Genomic DNA, 17,889 nt, shown 5'->3' on the forward strand with positions numbered 1-17,889 from the left:
CCCCCAAGGGGACCGGGCCGTTCCACACGCGTCATCCGAGACCGCGCCACCTCATACCGTGCTCATCTCGGACTCAGCTCACACCGTGGTCATCTCGGACCACGTCATGCCGGACCGCCTCGTCTCAGGCCGCTTCCGACAGCCTCGCCGTCTCCGTCCGCCGCATGTCCGCGGGCCCGTGCCCCGGATCAACCTCCGGTGCCCGCGCCGCCTTTTGCGCCTGGCGCCGCTCGCGCCGCAGCTGACGAGCCGTACTGCTCGGCTCCGACACCACGCCGTTCCGCTGCCGCCACACCTGACGCGTCACCCACACATCGAGCACACTCCAGGTCGCGACGACCGTGCTGGCCACCGAGGTGAGCAGCATCGGAAACGCGAGCCACGAACCGCTGACCGCGGAAAAGAAGGCCACCATCGCCTGTATCAGCGTCACCGACGTGAGCAGCACGGCTCGTACGGCGGCGGTACGCACCGGATCGGGCAGCCGCCTTCGGCCCTTCTCGTCCTCCACCCACAACTGACGCGATGACCGCGCCTCATGCTCCATGGTTCCGTCACTCCCCACCGCTGAACGTCTCCCAGGGTGGCTGCTGCCCGTCTTGAGCCGCTTTACGCGGACACAACCCCCCGTTATTGAATGACGATCGCCAAGGGGAAAAGGTTTCACCTCCCCCGCCACCGGAACGAAAAATTCCAGCCATCTGCGCAGCACGGCGAGGTGACCTCCGGCCAGGTGTCCTCCACCACACGCCCGAATGCCAACTCCCCGATACCAGGACATCTCATGATCAACGCTCACTCGGGAGGCTGAAAATCGCACGGACATGCCTTCGAGTTGGCTGTGATGCAGTAGTAGGCTCGCGCAGCCGTTTGTCGAATGTGAAGGTTGACGCCGTGTGTTGACGCGTCGACAAGGAGGACCTCCGCGCCGGGCGGGGGCCGAGCTGGGGGAGGCCATGCGCTTTCGCGGGAAGTCCATCCGCCGGAAGATCGTGGCGTTGCTGCTCGTGCCGCTCCTCTCCCTCACCGGCCTGTGGGGTTTCGCCACGACACTCACCGGCCGCGCGGCCGACCAACTCCTCGACGTCGGCTACATCGTCGAGAAGGTCGGCTACCCCCTGGAGGACACCGTGCGTGTCATCCAGAAGGAGCGCCGCCAGTCGCTGATCTACCTCGCCGACCCGCGCGCCTCCGAAGCGCTCACCACCCTCCGCGAGCAGCGCGAGGCCACCGACCGGCAGATCGCCCGCATCCGTGAGAACGCCGCCGACGCCGGCGTACGCGAAGAGATGCGCCCCGTCACCTCCCAGCGGCTCACCTCCCTGCTCGCGGCGCTGGACGGTCTCGACTCGCTGCGCCGCTCCGTGGAGAACCGCAGCATCGGCCGGATGCAGGCCCTCGACTTCTACAACCGGCTCGTCGATCCCTGCTACGGCTTCCTGCTGACCCTCCACGCCCTCGAGAACGTGGAGATGGACAAGCAGGGACGCGCCCTCGTCGGCATCGTCCGCGCCCGCGAACTCCTCTCCCGCGAGGACGCTCTGGTCATGTCGGCGCTCATCGCCGAGCGTGTCACGGCCCCGGAGATCCGTGCCGTCTCCGACCTCATCGCGAACCGCAAGCAGTTCTACGACGTCAGCCTCGAAGTCCTGCCCACCGCCGAGCGCGAGCGGTTCGAGCGCTACTGGGGCAGCCCTGACACCGAGCCGCTGCGCCGCGCCGAGGAGGATCTGGTCCTCGCGGGCGCGACCGAGAACCCGCGCACCATCACTGCCGAACACTGGGCGGAACGAGCGAGTCCGGTCCTGGACGACCTGGCCCGCGAGAACACCGAGGCGGGCGACCGCTATCAGGACCGTGTCCAGCCTGCCGCGCACAGCGTGCTGCTCAAGGCGGGAGTCGCCGGCGTCCTCGGCTTCCTCGCGCTGCTCGTCTCCGTCGTCGTCTCCGTCCGGGTCGGCCGTGACCTCGTCCGCGACCTGCGCCGGCTCCGCAAGGAGGCCCAGGAGGTCTCCGGCGTCCGCCTGCCCAGCGTGATGCGCCGGCTCGCCGCCGGTGAACACGTCGACGTCGAGACCGAGGTGCCGCACCTGCGGTACGAGGAGGACGAGGTCGGCCAGGTCGGCCAGGCCCTCAACACCCTCCAGCGGGCCGCCGTCGAAGCGGCCGTCAAACAGGCCGACATGCGCCGCGGTGTCTCCGAGGTCTTCGTCAACCTGGCCCGCCGCAACCAGGTGTTGCTCCACCGCCAGCTCACCCTTCTTGACACCATGGAACGGCGCACCGAGGACACCGAGGAACTCGCCGACCTGTTCCGTCTCGACCACATGACCACGCGTATGCGCCGCCACGCGGAGGGCCTGGTGATCCTCTCCGGCGCCGCCCCCTCCCGCCAGTGGCGCAAGCCCGTCCAGCTCATGGACGTCGTACGGGCGGCCGTCGCCGAGGTCGAGGACTACGAGCGGATCGAGGTACGGCGCCTGCCCCGCCTCGGCGTGGGAGGCCCGGCCGTCGCCGACCTCACGCACCTCATCGCCGAACTCCTCGAGAACGCCACCGTCTTCTCGCCGCCGCACACCGCCGTGCAGGTCCTCGGCGAGCGCGTCGCCAACGGCTTCACCCTCGAGATCCACGACCGCGGCCTCGGCATGACCCCCGACGCCCTGCTCGACGCGAACCTCCGCCTCGCCGAGACCCCCGAGTTCGAGCTCTCGGACACCGACCGCCTCGGCCTCTTCGTCGTCAGCCGGCTCGCCCAGCGCCAGAACGTCCGGGTCTCGCTCCAGCCCTCGCCGTACGGAGGGACCACCGCGGTCGTCTTCATCCCGGCCGCGCTGCTCACCGACGCGCCCGAGACGCAGGGCGCGGGCTTCCGACTGGACCGCAAGAGCCTCGACCGGAAGGGCGGTCCCGAGCACGGGAAGGGCCCGGGCGACCCCGCCGAGCTGCCGGCCCGGCGCGCCGCGCTCACCACGGTGCCGCACGGCGGTTCCCTGGACGGCGCGCACGACGGCCCTCTCAACGGCCCCGTCGAGCTCGAAGCGCCGCTCGGCGCCGTCGGCTTCGACGACCTGCTCGACCGGTCCGCCGACCTGCTGGACACCGAGAGCGAGCGCGGCGGCCTCTTCCGCGCTCGCGCCCCCCGGCGCCGCGGCGGTCTCGCACCCGCGCCCGACGGTGATCAGCACCAGCAGGCCGCGGATCCGGCGGCCCACCAGGGACAGGTCCCCGGCCTCGGCCGGGCTTCCGGCCAGGCACCCGGTCGCGGACCCGCTCGGACACGTGACGGCCGGACGCGCGAGGACCGCAAGCGCGAGGACCGGACGCGGGACGAGGCACGGGGCGCCGGTCCCGTACCGCTGCCCCGGCGCCAGCCCCCGACGCTCGTCGTCGACCACGGCCGCCGCGTCGACGAGCCGGGGCGCGCCCACCCCGCCTCCGCCCGGGAGGCCGGAGGCGCCATGGCCCCCCGGACTCCGCCCGTGCCGGAACGGGGCACTCCGCCGCTGCTGGTCCCCGTACCGCCCGACGGCTCCGAACGACCCGACGACTCCGTACGACCCGACGACTCCGTACAGGCCGACGGCCCCGCGCCGTTCGGCGGGCTGCCGCGCCGGGTCCGCCAGGCGAGTCTGGCGCCCCAGCTGCGCGAGACGGATGAACGCACGGACGAGCGGGTGGTGCGGGCATCCGCAGGCCGGCCCGACGCGGACTTCGAGCGCGACGCCGAGGAAGTGCGCAGCCGCATGGCGTCGATGCAGCGCGGGTGGCAGCGCGGACGACGGCAGAACGACGAGACGACGACAGCACCAGGAACGACACCCGAGGGGGACGGTCGATGACCGCACCGAACGCCGCAGCACCCAGCACCTCCGGAAACGGTGAGCTCAACTGGCTTCTCGACGAGCTGGTCCAGCGGGTCGGATCCATCCGCAAGGCCCTGGTGCTCTCCAGCGACGGGCTCCCCACCGGCGCCTCCGCCGATCTGACCCGTGAGGACGGCGAGCACCTGGCCGCCGTCGCCTCCGGCTTCCACAGCCTGGCCAAGGGCGTCGGCCGCCACTTCGAGGCGGGCAGGGTCCGCCAGACCGTCGTGGAACTGGAGGACGCCTTCCTCTTCGTCACGGCGGCCGGCGACGGCAGCTGCCTCGCCGTCCTCGCGGACGCCGAATCCGACGTCGGCCAGGTCGCGTACGAGATGACGCTGATGGTCAAGCGGGTCGGAGCCCACCTTGCGACGGCGCCTCGGTCGGGTTCGTCCGCCGGAGGATGAGTTGGGGGGACGGTATGAGTGACAGAGACCAGCAGGACCAGTACTGGGCCCAGGACCAGGGCCAGGAGCAGGGGCCGGAACGGCCCCACCACTGGTTCGACGACGAAGCCGGGCCGGTGGTCCGTCCGTACGCGATGACCCGCGGCCGAACCAGCGCCGCCACCCGCCACCGCCTCGACCTGATCGCCCTGGTGGTGCCGGAACCCGCGGCCGACGACCCCGGCCGCGACCAGACGCTCTCACCGGAGCATGTGGAGATCGTCGAACTCTGCTCCGACACCCCCCAGTCGATCGCCGAACTGGCCGCCGGGCTCGACCTCCCGGTCGGTGTCGTACGCGTCCTCGTCGGCGATCTCGTCGAGGACGAACTCGTCCATGTGACCCGCCCCGTTCCGCCGGCCGAGCTGCCGGACGTGAGCATTCTCCGCGAGGTGATCAATGGCCTTCGGGCGCTCTAGCCGCAAGAAGCCGCTCGTCGAACCGGTGACCCTGAAGATCCTGGTCGCGGGCGGCTTCGGGGTCGGCAAGACGACCCTCGTCGGCGCCGTCAGCGAGATCCGGCCGCTGCGCACCGAGGAGTTCCTCAGCGAGGCGGGGCGGCCGGTCGACGACGTGCACGGCGTGGAGACGAAGTCGACCACCACGGTCGCCATGGACTTCGGGCGCATCACCCTGCGGGAGGACCTGGTCCTCTACCTCTTCGGCACACCCGGCCAGGACCGCTTCTGGTTCCTCTGGGACGAGCTGGCGCAGGGCGCGCTCGGGGCGATCGTCCTCGCGGACACCCGGCGCCTGGAGGACAGCTTCGCGGCGATCGACTACTTCGAGCGGCGCGGGATCCCCTTCACGGTGGCGGTCAACTGCTTCGAGGGCGCCCAGCGGTTCCCGGCGGAGAGCGTACGCGGGGCGCTGGACCTCGACCCCGAGGTGGAGCTCCTGATGTGCGACGCGCGCGACCGGGAATCCGTGAAGAACGTCCTGGTGGCGGTCGTGGAGAACGCCTTGGTCCTGGCGGCGGACCGCACGCCGGCACCCGCCACGACCTGATCCGCCCCGCTCCCGCGGCGACCTGATCCGCCCGTGCCCGTTCACCCGAGCCGTCCCGTGCCCGTCGGCTGAGAACCGTACGGCCCCTTTCCGCGTCCTTCCAGGCGGCACGGGCGGCCGGGACCCACGGGGGTGGCCCCGACCGCCCCTGCCGGACCGCCTCAGTGCCCGGCCACCGACCGCCGTGCCACCGGGAAGTCGAAGAACGTGCTCGGGAACGGCTCCGGCTTGAACGTGAAGTGCCACCACTCCTCGGGCAGGTTCACGAACCCCTGCTCCGCCAGCGTCGACCTCAGCAGCTGCCGGTTGGCCCGCTGAGCCCCCCGGATCCGCTCGTCGTCGGTGTGCGAGAGAGTGTCGAAGCAGTCGAACCCCGTACCCATGTCCACCGAGTTGTCGGGGAAGCGCTCGGATCGCGGGGCGTAGCACTCCACCAGGGGCTCGCCCGGCACGTACGGCCGCGTGGGCTCGGCGGGCAGCTTCACGATCGTCAGATCGACCGTCGAGCCGCGGCTGTGCCCGGACTTCTCCGCGATGTAACCGTCCGCGAACAGCCGGTCCTTCTCGACCAGCGGATAGAACTCCTTCTTCATCCGCTCGTCGTCGAGATCCTCCGCCCAGCGCACGAAGTGGTCGACGGCCCGCTGCGGCCGGTAGCAGTCGTAGACCTTCAGTGAGTAGCCCCGCGTCAGGAGCTTCACCTGCGCGCGGTGGAGCGCCTCGGCGGCGGGACGGGTCAGGATGCACAGCGGCTGGCGATAGCCGTCGATCGGCTCGCCCACGAAGTTGTGCTCCGTGGTGTAGCGCATCTCCTGGATGATCGTCCGGTCCACCGAGCTCAGCGCCACGAACTCCTTCGGAGCCTTCGGCTCCGGCGTGGCCCGCGCGGACGGTTCGGCGGCGGACGGCACGGCGGCGGAGGGCACGGCCGCGGTGACGGCGCACAGACCGGCCACGGCCAGCGCGCCGAGGGTACGGAAAGCGGAAGCAAGTCCTGTCATGTGCACCGTCTATCAGGTTCCACGGAGCGCGCGAAAGTGCGATCGCATACGGTCCTGCCGTGAACGACTCCCACTGCTCCGCCTGCGGCGCCCCCTACGGCCAGGCCGCCCCCTGGCCCCGTACGTGCTCCGTCTGCGGCTCCGTCGCCTACCGCAATCCGCTGCCCGTCGCCGTCGCCCTCCTCCCCGCAACCGACGCCGCCGGCACCGGACTCGTCGTCATCACCCGCACGATCGAACCCCGACGGGGTGGCGTCGCCCTGCCCGGCGGCTTCATCGACCACGCCGAGGACTGGCGTGACGCCGTCGTCCGCGAGCTGCGCGAGGAGACCCGCATCGATGTGCCGGCGGACGAGGTGCGCCTCGCCGACGCGCTCAGCTCACCGGCCGGACATCTCCTCCTCTTCGGCCTTCTCCCGCCCCGCCCCGCCGCCGACCTGCCGCCCTCCGCCCCCACGGACGAGACGAGCGGCTGGCACCTGCTGCACGCCCCGGCGGAACTGGCCTTCCCCCTCCACACGGAGGCCGTACGGCGCTGGTTCGGGGGGATGTACGGCTGAGGCCGCCCCCGGAATCGGGGCCGGCCCCTGCCGCGCCGAGGCCGACCGCGCTGCCCGCCGAGCCGAACGCCGATTCCCCCCCGCGAGCCCGTGCGCCTTCCCTACCCGTCGGCACCCCGCACCCGGACCGGCAGCTCCACCTCCCGCACCCCGTCGTCCGTCACCCGCTCCACCACCACCCGGCCGTCCTCCCACCGCGACGCGTACCGCTCGATCTCGGCCGGCTCCCAGCCGTCGCCGGTGTCCCGCACGACAAGCCCCCCGCCGGTCCGCCCCACCGCCGGCGCCCAGACCTCCAGCTCCAGTTCGTCGCCCCAGCCCCGTACCGGAACCACCGCACCCGCGCGCGCGAGCACCGGGACACGGGACAGCGGTGCGTCCAGAAGCACCTGTCCCGGCCCCTCGTACGGCCGGCCCGTCGCGGTGTCGTACCAGCGACCGCGCGGCAGCCGCACCGCACGCCGGTCGGTGCCCCCGGACAGCACCGGTGCCACGAGCAGCGCGTCACCGAGCAGGAACGCGTCCTCGCAGTCGCGCAGCGCCCGGTCCTCCGGAGCGCCCCACCACACCGGCCGCACGTACGGCGCCCCGGTCAGCCGGGCGAGCCGCGCCAGGGTGACGAAGTACGGCCGCAACCGCTCGCGCTCGGCCAGCGCCACGCGCGCGTGCGCCAGGACCTCCGGACCGAACTCCCACGGCTCGCGCCGCCCGGCGTCGATCGCCGCGTGCGTACGGAACAGCGGCAGCCACGCCCCCAGCTGGAACCAGCGCAGGAACAGCTCCGGGGACGGATCTCCGTCGAAGCCGCCCACATCGGGACCCGAGTACGGCACCCCGCACAGCCCCAGCCCCAGCACCAGCGACAGCGAGGCCCGCAGGCCGGGCCACCCGGTCGACACATCGCCCGACCAGGTCCCGCCGTAGCGCTGCATCCCCGCCCATCCCGAGCGGGAGAACAGGAAGGGCCGCTCCGCGGGCCGCAGCCGGCACAGCCCCTCGTACCCGGCGCGGGCCATGGCCAGGCCGTACACGTTGTGCGCCTCGCGATGGTCGCCGCCGCGGCCCTCCAGCGTGTGCCGGGCCGAACGCGGCAGCGTCTGGTCGCCGAAGGGGGCGAAGGAGACCGGCTCGTTCATGTCGTGCCAGACGCCGGAGAACCCCTGCGCGAGCCGCTCCTCGTACAGACCGCCCCACCACTCCCGCACCGCCGGATCGGTGAAGTCCGGATAGGCGCAATCGCCCGGCCAGACCAGCCCGCGCACCTCCTCGCCCCGCCCGTCCCGTACGAACGCCCCGACGGCGCTCCCGCTGTCGTACACCGCGTTCCCCGGCTCCGCCTTCACGGCCGGGTCCACGATCGACACCAGCCGCACCCCCTGCTCCCGCAGGTCGGCCGCCAGTCCCGGCAGATCGGGAAAGCGCTCCCGGTCCACCGTGAACACCTGGTGCCGGTCGTAGTGATCGATGTCCAGATGCAGGACGGACAGCGGCAGATCCCGCTTGCGGTAGCCGTCCACCACCCGCCGCACCTCCCGCTCGCTGCCGAACCCCCAGCGCGCGTGCTGCGGCCCCAGCGCCCACGAGGGCGGCAGCGCCGGAGCCCCCGTCAGGGCCGCCCAGCCGTGGAGCACGCGCGCGGGGGTCCCCACCACCACCCAGCAGCGCAACGGCCCCCCGTCCATGCGGACCTCGCTGGTCCCCGGCCGGTCGTGCCCGGAACCCGCCCCCTCCTCACCTTCGGTGAGGGTGACCCGGCCGTCCCAGGAGTTGTCGTGGAACGCCAGATGCGTACCGGCGTCCGAGACGACGAACTGCACCGGCATGGTGATGTACAGCGGATCGTCACCGGCGGAGAAGCTCCCGTGCGGATCGGTGTTCCACAACCGGTACGAACCGTTCCGCAGGCGCGGCCCGCCCGAGCGTCCGCCGAGACCGAAGAACCGCGCGTCCGCCGGCACCTCACTGCGCTGCACCCAGCGCGCCGGACCGCCCCCGACCGGCTCCCACCACCGGGGCGGCAGGTCCCGGCGCAGCACCACCCCGCCCGGGGTACGGACCTCCACCGCGCCGTGCCGCGACACCGCGACCGTCACCCGCTCCGACACCACCCGCCAGCCGCCGTCCGTGTCCGGCTCCAGCGCCGCCCGCGCGTCCGGCTCGGGCGGCTCGCCCGCCAGCGCGTACGAGGGAAGCGGCTCGGCGCCGTCCCACCCCCAGAACACCGTGCCCCCGGCCGACACACTGATCCGCAGCGCCGAGCGGGCGAAGTGGACGGTCCCGCCGCCCGGCCCGGGCACCGCCTCGCCGACCGGCCCCGGCACCCGGGCCCGCTCCCTGCCCCTCGGCGGCAGCCCCCGCGCGTCCGCCCGCCGCTGCCGCCACGCCGCGCGCACCGCCCGCAACCCCTGCACCGATCCGAACACCTTCACCGAACGCACCAGCTCACGACCGTCCATGCCGCTCACCCTGCCATCGGGCAAGCCGCGCGCGAGCTCCGTTCAACTGCCGTTCACCCGTGGTGGGAGCACATGTTCAGCTACCGGACCATGGGCGGCGAAACCTGGTGCGAAAGCCGCTCCCATGGCATCGTCCCTGTCAGCCGCGTCACGCGCACACCCCGCACGTGCGCGCGACCCACGCAGACCCCGCGTACGCCCAGGGAGCCGCCCCATGACATCAGCGCACACCGAGCCGCTCTGGCAGCCGGACGAGGAACGTATCGCCGCCGCCGCGGTCACCCGTTTCCAGTCCTGGGCTGCCGAGCACCACGGAGCCCCGGCCGAGGGTGGTTACCCGGCCCTGCACCGCTGGTCGGTCGAGGAGCTGGAGTCGTTCTGGCAGGCGGTCGCCGAGTGGTTCGACATCAAGTTCGCCACGCCGTACGAGCGTGTCCTCGGCGACCGGTCGATGCCGGGCGCCCAGTGGTTCCCCGGAGCCACCCTCAACTACGCCGAGCACGCTCTGCGCGCCGCCACCGAACGCCCCCATGACCCGGCCCTGCTCCATGTGGACGAAACACATGAACCGCGGCCGATCAGCTGGGGCGAACTGCGCCGCCAGGTCGGCTCGCTCGCGGCGGAGCTCCGCGCCCTGGGTGTCCGGCCCGGTGACCGGGTCAGCGGCTATCTGCCCAACATCCCCCAGGCCGTCACCGCTCTGCTGGCGACCGCCGCCGTCGGCGCGGTGTGGACCTCCTGCGCGCCGGACTTCGGGGCGCGCAGCGTCCTGGACCGCTTCCAGCAGGTGGAGCCGGTGGTCCTGTTCACGGTGGACGGCTACCGCTACGGCGGCAAGGAGCACGATCGCCGCGACACCGTCGCCGAACTGCGCGCCGAACTCCCCACACTCCGCGCGGTCGTCCACATCCCGCTGCTGGGCACGGAGGCACCCGAGGGTGCCCTGGAGTGGTCGTCCCTCACCTCGGGCGACGCCGACCCGGTCTTCGAGCACGTCCCGTTCGACCACCCCCTGTGGGTCCTGTACTCCTCCGGCACGACGGGCCTGCCGAAGGCGATCGTGCAGTCCCAGGGCGGCATCCTGATCGAGCACTTCAAGCAGCTGGGCCTCCACTGCGACCTCGGGCCCGAGGATGTGTTCTTCTGGTACACCTCCACCGGCTGGATGATGTGGAACTTCCTCGTCTCCGGCCTGCTCACCGGCACCACGGTCGTCATCTACGACGGCAGCCCGGGATACCCCGACACCGCCGCCCAGTGGCGGGTCGCCGAACGCACCCGCGCCACCCTGTACGGCACCTCCGCCGCGTACGTCATGGCCTGTGCGAAGGCGGACGTCCACCCGGGTCGCGACTTCGACCTCTCGGCGGTCACGTGCGTCGCCACCACCGGCTCACCGCTCCCGCCCGACGGCTTCCGCTGGCTGCACGACGAGGTCCGCGAGGACCTGTGGATCGCCTCCGTCAGCGGTGGCACGGACGTCTGCTCCTGTTTCGCGGGCGCCGTCCCGACCCTGCCCGTGCACATCGGCGAACTCCAGGCGGCCGGCCTGGGCACGGACCTGCAGTCCTGGGACCCGTCGGGCAAGCCGCTGATCGGCGAGGTGGGGGAGCTGGTCGTCACCCATCCCATGCCGTCCATGCCGATCCGCTTCTGGAACGACCCCGACGGCAGCCGCTACCGCGACAGCTACTTCGAGATGTTCCCGGGCGTCTGGCGTCACGGCGACTGGATCACGATCACCGACCGCGGCTCCGTCGTCATCCACGGCCGCTCCGACTCCACCCTGAACCGCCAGGGCGTCCGCATGGGCTCGGCGGACATCTACGAGGCCGTCGAACGCCTCCCGGAGATCCGGGAATCCCTCGTCATCGGCCTGGAAGAGCCCGACGGCGGCTACTGGATGCCGCTCTTCGTCCACCTCGCGGAGGGCGCGGCCCTGGACGAGGCGCTGATCTCCCGTATCAAGCGGACGATCCGCACCGAGCTCTCCCCGCGCCACGTCCCCGACGACATCATCGAGGTCCCCGGCATCCCGCACACCCTCACGGGCAAGCGCATCGAGGTCCCGATCAAGCGCCTCCTCCAAGGCACCCCCCTCTCCAAGGCGGTCAACCCCGGCTCGGTCGACAACCTCGCGCTGCTCTCCTTCTACGAGAACCTGGCCGCGACCCGCCGGACGTAGCCCTCCGGCCCTGGGCAGGCGGCGGCGCGGGGGGTGAGGCGGGGGGAGGCCCCCCGCGTCGGGGTGGGCCCCTCACCCCCCGTACGTCGCCTGCGATTCCCCCAGCACCGCCGCGAAGTCCCCGGCCAGCCGCCTCGCCTCCTCCGCCCCCAACGTCGCCGTCGTGATCCGCACCCCCGTCGCCGTGTCGATCCGGAACCGCGCCCCGGCCGCGACCCACCATCCGCGCGTCCGCAGCCCGTTGACCACCGCCGACTCGTCCCGCACCGGCACCCACACATTGAGCCCGCTCGCCCCGAACGCCGGGATGCCGTACCCCGCCAGCGCCTCGATCAGCGCCGCCCGCCGCGTCGTGTACGCCGCCTCGCCGCTCGCCACCAGGTGCCGTACCCCCTCGTCCGCGAGAAGCCCCGCCGCGGTGTCCTGCAGGACGTGACTGACCCAGCCGGACGTCATCAGCATCCGCCCGTCGTGCCGCGCCAGGGTCACCGCGTCGCACGCGACCCCCGCCCACCGCAGGTCGATCCCCAGATGCTTGGACGCCGTCCGCAGCTGCGCCCACCGCTTCGGACCGGCCGCCGCCAGCGTGTGCGCGGACACCCCCGAGATGTCCGCGTTGTGGTCGTCCTCCACGACGAGGACCTCCGGGAACTCCGCGAGCACCGCGACCAGCTCGTCCCGCCGCCCCCGCGTGAAGTAGGCGCCCGTCGGGTTCTGTCCGCGCGGCGTGCACACCACCGCCCGTGCACCTGACCGCAGTGCCGTCCGCAGGGCGTCCGGCACCAGCCCCTCCGCGTCGACCGCGACCGGCACCATCCGCAGCCCCAACGCCGGTACCAGGTCCAGCAGATGATGGAAGCCGGGGTCCTCGACCGCCACCGCGTCGCCCGGCCGCAGCTCCGTCGACAGCAGCCGCGCGACGCAGTCCAGCGCGCCATGGGCGAACGTCACATGCTCCGCCGGGACGCCGTCCCGCGCGAACCAGGCACGCGTCAGCTCCTCCAGCCTGCCGAGTCGCGGGGACGCGCGATGGGACCCGTACACCGGTGCCACCCGCGCCGGAGGCCGCAGTTCGGGCAGGAACGCGGGATCCGGGTGGCCGCCCGCGAGGTCAACGAGCCCCTCCGGCACGCGCGGCGGCCGCCGCGAGGCGACGGACGGCGCCTCCGCCACCACGGTCCCGCCGCGCCCCCGCGTGACCACGACCCCCCGCTGCCGCAGCTCCCTGTACGCCGTCGCGACCGTTCCCGGACTGACCCCCAGCTCCTCCGCGAGCCGGCGCACCGGAGGCAGCGCGTGCCCCGGCCCCAACCCGCCCTCGGACACGCCCCGTTCCACGGACGCGGCAATTCCCTTGGCCGTCGTCCCGACAATCGCATATTGTGCTGCCACGTACTGAACTATGTATCAATACAAAAGCAGAGTCAAGGGGGACCGCGTGAGCCGCGCATCGCTGAAGAACCGCATCCCGGGAGGTGTCGACGGCCGCCGCATGCTGCTCATCGGCTTCATCGACAAATGCGGCACCGGCCTCTGGGCCACCTCCATCGCCCTGTACTTCACCTACGTCTCCGGCCTCGGCCTCGGCCAGGTCGGCCTCCTCGTCGCCGTCTCCGGGGGAGTCGGCATCGCCGGCGCACCCCTCGCCGGACGCCTCGCAGACCGCTTCCCCGTCACCCGCGTCCTCATCGGCTGCCAACTCCTGCGCGCCGCCGCCCTCCTCGCCCTCCTCACCACCGACAACTACGCCCTGCTCGTCCTCTACTCGGCCGCCGGCGCCCTCCCCGACCGCGCCACGAACGTCCTCACCAAGCTCTACGCCACCCGCGTCGCCGGCCCCGAACGCGTCCGCTACCAGGCGATCAGCCGCACCGCCGGAAACCTCGGCTGGGCCGTCGGCGGCCTCGGCGCCGCCGCTGCTCTCTCCGTCGCCACCAGCACTGCCTTCCAGCTCCTGCTCGTCGGAAACGTCGTCTCGTACGTGGTGATGGCCGCCCTCACCCTGCGCTGCACGGAGCCTCCGGCCCCCTCCCGCGTCGCGGCCACCTCCGCCACCCGCACCCCGAGCGCCAAGCCCGCGGGCCCGTGGCGCGACCGCACCTTCCTGCTCTTCACCGCCACCGAGGCGGTCATGTTCCTCGACGACACGATCCTCCAGGTCGCCCTGCCGCTCTGGATCGTCCACGCCACCGACGCCCCGGTCGGACTCGCGCCGCTGCTCCTGGTCCTCAACAGCGTCCTCGTCGTCCTCTTCCAAGTACCCCTCGCCCGCTTCGGCGCCACCACCGAGGCCGCCCGCCGCCTCCTCCTCCCGCTCGGCTGCCTCCTCGCCGTCGGCACCCTGGCCCTGGCCGCCTCCGCCTTCGCCGGCCGCACCCTCGCCATCACGGCACTGGTCGCCGCCGCCGTCGCGCTCACCTTCGCCGAGATCGTCCACGCCACCGCCTCCTGGGAACTCTCGGTCGCCCTCGCTCCCGACGACGCCCAAGGCGCCTACCTCGGAGTCCACGGACTCGCCCCGGCCACCCAGCGCTTCGGCGGCCCGCTCCTCCTGACCGGCGTGATCTCCGTCGGCCCTCTGGCCTGGCCGATCCTCGGCGCCGCCCTCGTCGCCACCTGCGCCGCACAGAGCCGCCTCGTCCGCCGACGCCTCGACGAGCCGTCACTGTCAGTGCCCGCCACTACGGTGAGTGAGCATTGATCGACAGCGCCCAGGGGGAGACATGGCACGACCCGGCACCACCACATCCATGCGCCGCGCACTGCGCCGCGAAGTACCCAGCACCGTCGGCCTCCTCGCCGACGAGGACGACTTCGCCGCCATGCGCCGTTACGCCACCTTCCGTTTCGACGACCACCCCGCCTACCTCCAGCAGGTCGAGGGCCTCCTGAAAACCCTGGCAGCCCAGGGCGGCCACACCACCGTCGCCCTCTTCGACCCCGACGAGTACGCCGCCTACTGCGACGAGACCGGGCTCGACCCCGACCACCCCGCCAGCCGCAGCCGCTACACCGCCGAACTGGCCGCCACCGGCGCCCGCGTCCCCTACACCGGCCAACCCATGACCACGCTCGTGCCCACCCTCATCGACACCGCCGTCCGCCGCGCGACCTGGGAGTACGCCACGATGCTCCTCGCCGACACCGGCCCCTGCGCCGAATGCGGCCAGGACATCGGCCAAGCCGCCTTCGACCGGGCCGCACGCCTGCTGACGCGACTCCTCGAAGCGGCCGGCCCCGGCACCCACCACCTCGTCTGCAGCGTCCCCGCCGCGGACGAACAACTCCTCGCCCTGCTCCACACCACCCGCGACGAGCAAGGGCCCACGCATCTCGACACCGCCGAGGGCGCGGAGTTCGTCACCGTCCTCGCCACCGGCATCGCCCTCGACAGCCCGGGCGGAGTGGTCCTGCGCACGACGATCCCCGGCGCCCGCGACCGGCTCCACGGCTGGCGCCTCGCCCACGGCACCCTCCTCCCGCTCACGGAGGCGGAGGTCTTCAACGCCTACTGCACCGACGCCCGCACCGGAGAGCCCATCGCCCCCGAGCCCGGCGTCGACCACCGCGCCGGCTTCCCCCTCGCCCCCGAGGACGACGACCGGCCGTTCCACCACTGACGCCGAAGGGGCTCCCCGCCACTGATGTGACGGGGAGCCCCTTCGGTCAATGAACGCCTGCCGGGATCACTCCCCGGACAGCACCGCCTGCGCGGCCCGCCGCGCCTCGTCGGCCGTGTCCGCCGCACGCGCGGCCGCGGCCGCACGCTCGCACTGGGCCAGCGTGTACTTCGCGAGCGTCGCCCGCACGTAGGGAATGGACGCGGCACCCATCGACAGGGAGGTGACACCCAGACCCGTCAGCACACACGCCAACAGCGGATCCGAAGCGGCCTCACCACACACACCACAGCTCTTGCCCTCGGCCTTGGCCGCCTCGGCGGACATCGCCACCAGGTCGAGCAGCGCCGGCTGCCACGGGTCCTGCAGCCGCGAGACCGCACCGACCTGACGGTCGGCGGCGAAGGTGTACTGCGCCAGGTCGTTGGTGCCCAGCGACAGGAACTCCACCTCCTGCAGGATCGAACGCGCCCGCAGCGCGGCGGAGGGGATCTCCACCATCGCGCCGAACTTCGCCCGCAGCCCCGCCTCACGACACGCGTCGGCGAAGGCCTTCGCGTCCGTACGGTCCGCCACCATCGGCGCCATGACCTCGAGGTACACCGGCAGCCCCTCGGCGGCCTTCGCCAGCGCCGTCAGCTGCGTACGCAGCACCTCCGGGTGGTCGAGCAGCGTCCGCAGACCCCGCACACCCAGAGCCGGGTTCGGCTCGTCCGCCGGCGTCAGGAAGTCGAGAGGCTTGTCGGCACCGGCGTCCAGCACCCGCACCACGACCCGGCCCTCGGGGAACGCCTCCAGCACCTTGCGGTAGGCCTCGATCTGCTTCTCCTCCGACGGCGCCTTCTCACTGTCGTCCAGGAAGAGGAACTCCGTACGGAACAGACCGACGCCCTCGGCCCCGGCCTCCACCGCGGCCGGCACATCCGCCGGACCGCCGACGTTGGCCAGCAGCGGCACCTTGTGGCCGTCCGACGTCGCGCCGGGACCACTGGAGGCGGCGAGCGCGGCCCTGCGCTCGGCGGCGGCCGCGGTCAGCGTCGCCTTCCGGTCCTCGCTGGGGTTCACGAAGATCTCGCCGGTGGAACCGTCCACCGCGATGACCGTGCCCTCACCGATCTCGCCCGCACCCGGGAGCGCCACCACGGCCGGCACACCCAGCGCCCGCGCCAGGATGGCGCTGTGGCTGGTCGGCCCGCCCTCCTCGGTCACGAAGCCGAGCACCAGCGCGGGGTCGAGCAGCGCCGTGTCGGCGGGAGCGAGGTCCCGCGCGATCAGCACGTACGGCTCGTCACTGTCCGGCACACCCGGCATCGGCACACCCAGAAGCCGGGCGACGATCCGGTTCCGTACGTCGTCGAGGTCGGCCACGCGCCCGGCCATGTACTCGCCGGCACCCGCGAGCAGCTCGCGGTAGTGCGAGAACGCGTCGTAGATACCGCGCTCAGCCGTGCTGCCGACCGCGATCCGGCGGTCGACATCGGCGATGAGCTCCGGGTCCTGCGCGATCATCGCCTGGGCCTCGAGCACGTGCTGTGCCTCGCCCCCGGCCAGATTGCCGCGCGCAATCAGGTCGGCAGCCACGGCTTCCACGGCCTGACGGGCGCGCCCCTGTTCGCGCTCCGCCTCCTCGGCGGGAATCTGCTTGGCCGGCGGCTCGAGAACGGCCGTTCCCATGTGCCGGACCTCGCCGATCGCCACTCCGTGGCTGACGCCGACGCCTCGCAGCGTTGTCTCCATCTCACCCGTCTCCGAATAGAGCGGCGGCACCCGGCCGCCGCGATGAATGTCGAACTCGTGGCCGCCATGAGGACGGCCCCGACGTCACTTCCAGCCGAAGAGCTGGTCGCCGGCCTTCACTTCGCCGTCCTCGACGACATCGGAGAGGGAGTCGACCGTGGCCTCCAGGGCCACGACGGGGCAGATGGGGGACTTCCCGGCAGCCTCGACCTCGGCCGGGTTCCAGCGCACGACGGCCTGTCCGCGCGTCACGGTGTCACCCTTGTTCACGAGCAGCTCGAAGCCCTGCCCGTTGAGCTGGACGGTGTCGATGCCCAGGTGGGTCAGCACACCGTGGCCTTCGCCGTCGACGACGACGAAGGCGTGCGGGTGCAGGGAGACGATGACGCCGTCGACCGGCGACACCGCCTCCGACGCCTCACGCGCGGGGTCGATCGCGGTACCGGGACCGACCATGGCGCCGGAGAAGACGGGGTCGGGTACTGCAGCGAGACCGATGGCGCGTCCAGCAAGTGGCGACGTCACGGTTGTCATGGGAAGCCTCCCAGGGGCGGAGATGGTGTGGCGCCGTCACTGCCTGTCCTGGACGGCGTACTGTTCAGAAGCGTATGTCATGAGAAGTCCTAGTTCCGCATGAGACGTACCAGTTGGCGGACCTAGCGACTACCCGGAAACGATTTGCCTCTACTGACGGTGGGATGTACTGTCGTACCTCTGCTTGACCCCAACGCGACGTTGAGTCGTGGGTCGGCAGCACCTATCGAGCCCGATCCTAACCCCAGTGGTCTACACCTCTGCATGCGCTGCGGAGAGAGTGGTCAGGGGCAGCGGAAAAGCCTGGTAGTGTTTGACCCCGCCGCAAGGGAAAGCGCGAAAGCGAATTCCCAGAACGGCAGCCCGCTCCAGCGGGTGGCAGAAACGGAAAACGGATCTGCTAAGCTGGAAACACGAAAGACCGAAGGGAAAAGCCCGGAGGAAAGCCCGAGAGGGTGAGTACGAAGGAAGCGTCC

15 protein-coding genes are annotated in these 17,889 nt (G+C 72.1%); 8 read left to right on the forward strand and 7 right to left on the reverse strand.

Translation table 11 applies throughout. The annotated features are described in order from the left end of the window. Positions 1 to 124: 124 nt before the first annotated feature. Complete coding sequence (locus ACWDX6_RS21735; protein WP_451486534.1) at positions 125 to 547, reverse strand: hypothetical protein; 423 nt, start codon at positions 545 to 547, stop codon at positions 125 to 127. A gap of 409 nt (positions 548 to 956) precedes the next feature. Between ACWDX6_RS21735 and ACWDX6_RS21740 the strand changes: the two genes are divergently transcribed. Genes ACWDX6_RS21740 through ACWDX6_RS21755 form a run of 4 tightly spaced genes read left to right on the forward strand, consistent with a single transcriptional unit; the run spans position 957 to position 5,320 of the window. Continuing rightward, on the forward strand, positions 957 to 3,842 hold the full coding sequence (locus ACWDX6_RS21740) for a nitrate- and nitrite sensing domain-containing protein (protein ID WP_451486535.1): 2,886 nt from the start codon (positions 957 to 959) through the stop codon (positions 3,840 to 3,842). Continuing rightward, positions 3,839 to 4,273, forward strand: coding sequence for a roadblock/LC7 domain-containing protein (locus tag ACWDX6_RS21745; RefSeq protein ID WP_451486536.1), 435 nt, complete (start codon positions 3,839 to 3,841; stop codon positions 4,271 to 4,273). Before ACWDX6_RS21740 ends, ACWDX6_RS21745 begins: the two co-directional genes overlap by 4 nt. A gap of 14 nt (positions 4,274 to 4,287) precedes the next feature. Further along, positions 4,288 to 4,731, forward strand: coding sequence for a DUF742 domain-containing protein (locus tag ACWDX6_RS21750; RefSeq protein ID WP_451486537.1), 444 nt, complete (start codon positions 4,288 to 4,290; stop codon positions 4,729 to 4,731). After that, the gene (locus tag ACWDX6_RS21755) at positions 4,712 to 5,320 is read left to right on the forward strand and encodes a GTP-binding protein (RefSeq protein WP_403290503.1); all 609 of its coding nucleotides are present in this window, start codon (positions 4,712 to 4,714) and stop codon (positions 5,318 to 5,320) included. Before ACWDX6_RS21750 ends, ACWDX6_RS21755 begins: the two co-directional genes overlap by 20 nt. A gap of 161 nt (positions 5,321 to 5,481) precedes the next feature. On the opposite strand, the gene ACWDX6_RS21760 is transcribed toward ACWDX6_RS21755, so the two are convergent. Then, positions 5,482 to 6,321 carry a M15 family metallopeptidase gene (locus tag ACWDX6_RS21760; protein WP_451486538.1) on the reverse strand — a complete coding sequence of 280 codons (840 nt, stop codon included), beginning with the start codon at positions 6,319 to 6,321 and terminating at the stop codon, positions 5,482 to 5,484. Positions 6,322 to 6,380: 59 nt separating this feature from the next. On the opposite strand from ACWDX6_RS21760, the gene ACWDX6_RS21765 reads away from it, so the two are divergent. Further along, on the forward strand, positions 6,381 to 6,881 hold the full coding sequence (locus ACWDX6_RS21765; RefSeq protein ID WP_451486539.1) for an NUDIX domain-containing protein: 501 nt from the start codon (positions 6,381 to 6,383) through the stop codon (positions 6,879 to 6,881). Between the two features lie 101 nt (positions 6,882 to 6,982). Here ACWDX6_RS21765 and ACWDX6_RS21770 read toward each other — a convergent pair whose 3' ends face one another. After that, positions 6,983 to 9,337 (reverse strand): glycoside hydrolase family 31 protein, encoded by a 2,355-nt coding sequence (locus ACWDX6_RS21770; protein WP_451486540.1) that lies wholly within the window; start codon positions 9,335 to 9,337, stop codon positions 6,983 to 6,985. Between the two features lie 214 nt (positions 9,338 to 9,551). On the opposite strand from ACWDX6_RS21770, the gene ACWDX6_RS21775 reads away from it, so the two are divergent. Then, complete coding sequence (locus tag ACWDX6_RS21775) at positions 9,552 to 11,522, forward strand: acetoacetate--CoA ligase (RefSeq protein ID WP_451486541.1); 1,971 nt, start codon at positions 9,552 to 9,554, stop codon at positions 11,520 to 11,522. Positions 11,523 to 11,594: 72 nt separating this feature from the next. Here the strand turns inward: ACWDX6_RS21775 and ACWDX6_RS21780 are convergent, their stop codons facing one another. Next, positions 11,595 to 12,914, reverse strand: a complete 1,320-nt coding sequence (locus ACWDX6_RS21780) for an aminotransferase class I/II-fold pyridoxal phosphate-dependent enzyme (protein WP_451486542.1) — start codon at positions 12,912 to 12,914, stop codon at positions 11,595 to 11,597. Between the two features lie 46 nt (positions 12,915 to 12,960). On the opposite strand from ACWDX6_RS21780, the gene ACWDX6_RS21785 reads away from it, so the two are divergent. Continuing rightward, positions 12,961 to 14,223, forward strand: coding sequence for an MFS transporter (locus ACWDX6_RS21785; RefSeq protein ID WP_451486543.1), 1,263 nt, complete (start codon positions 12,961 to 12,963; stop codon positions 14,221 to 14,223). Between the two features lie 22 nt (positions 14,224 to 14,245). Continuing rightward, entirely contained in the window at positions 14,246 to 15,142 is an 897-nt protein-coding gene (locus ACWDX6_RS21790) for a hypothetical protein (protein ID WP_451486544.1), read from the forward strand. 66 nt (positions 15,143 to 15,208) lie between these two features. Here the strand turns inward: ACWDX6_RS21790 and ptsP are convergent, their stop codons facing one another. From ptsP to ACWDX6_RS21805, 3 genes are all read right to left on the reverse strand, one after another. Further along, on the reverse strand, positions 15,209 to 16,879 hold the full coding sequence (gene ptsP, locus ACWDX6_RS21795) for a phosphoenolpyruvate--protein phosphotransferase (protein WP_451486545.1): 1,671 nt from the start codon (positions 16,877 to 16,879) through the stop codon (positions 15,209 to 15,211). An 84-nt stretch (positions 16,880 to 16,963) separates the two neighbouring features. Next, on the reverse strand, positions 16,964 to 17,413 hold the full coding sequence (locus ACWDX6_RS21800; RefSeq protein ID WP_451486546.1) for a PTS sugar transporter subunit IIA: 450 nt from the start codon (positions 17,411 to 17,413) through the stop codon (positions 16,964 to 16,966). Between the two features lie 284 nt (positions 17,414 to 17,697). Beyond that, positions 17,698 to 17,889 (reverse strand): hypothetical protein (locus tag ACWDX6_RS21805; protein ID WP_451486547.1); only part of this gene is annotated, 192 nt, incomplete at its 5' end.

The sequence above is a fragment of the Streptomyces sp. NPDC003027 genome, assembly GCF_053591435.1.

Excerpts from the sequence above, each read along its gene's own strand:
- ACWDX6_RS21775 (WP_451486541.1), top strand. The coding sequence starts at position 9,552 with ATGACATCAGCGCACACCGAGCCGCTCTGGCAGCCGGACGAGGAACGT.
- ACWDX6_RS21800 (WP_451486546.1), bottom strand. The coding sequence starts at position 17,413 with ATGACAACCGTGACGTCGCCACTTGCTGGACGCGCCATCGGTCTCGCT.
- ACWDX6_RS21755 (WP_403290503.1), top strand. The coding sequence starts at position 4,712 with ATGGCCTTCGGGCGCTCTAGCCGCAAGAAGCCGCTCGTCGAACCGGTG.
- ACWDX6_RS21760 (WP_451486538.1), bottom strand. The coding sequence starts at position 6,321 with ATGACAGGACTTGCTTCCGCTTTCCGTACCCTCGGCGCGCTGGCCGTG.
- ACWDX6_RS21790 (WP_451486544.1), top strand. The coding sequence starts at position 14,246 with ATGGCACGACCCGGCACCACCACATCCATGCGCCGCGCACTGCGCCGC.
- ACWDX6_RS21740 (WP_451486535.1), top strand. The coding sequence starts at position 957 with ATGCGCTTTCGCGGGAAGTCCATCCGCCGGAAGATCGTGGCGTTGCTG.
- ACWDX6_RS21745 (WP_451486536.1), top strand. The coding sequence starts at position 3,839 with ATGACCGCACCGAACGCCGCAGCACCCAGCACCTCCGGAAACGGTGAG.
- ACWDX6_RS21750 (WP_451486537.1), top strand. The coding sequence starts at position 4,288 with ATGAGTGACAGAGACCAGCAGGACCAGTACTGGGCCCAGGACCAGGGC.
- ACWDX6_RS21735 (WP_451486534.1), bottom strand. The coding sequence starts at position 547 with ATGGAGCATGAGGCGCGGTCATCGCGTCAGTTGTGGGTGGAGGACGAG.
- ptsP (WP_451486545.1), bottom strand. The coding sequence starts at position 16,879 with ATGGAGACAACGCTGCGAGGCGTCGGCGTCAGCCACGGAGTGGCGATC.
- ACWDX6_RS21770 (WP_451486540.1), bottom strand. The coding sequence starts at position 9,337 with ATGGACGGTCGTGAGCTGGTGCGTTCGGTGAAGGTGTTCGGATCGGTG.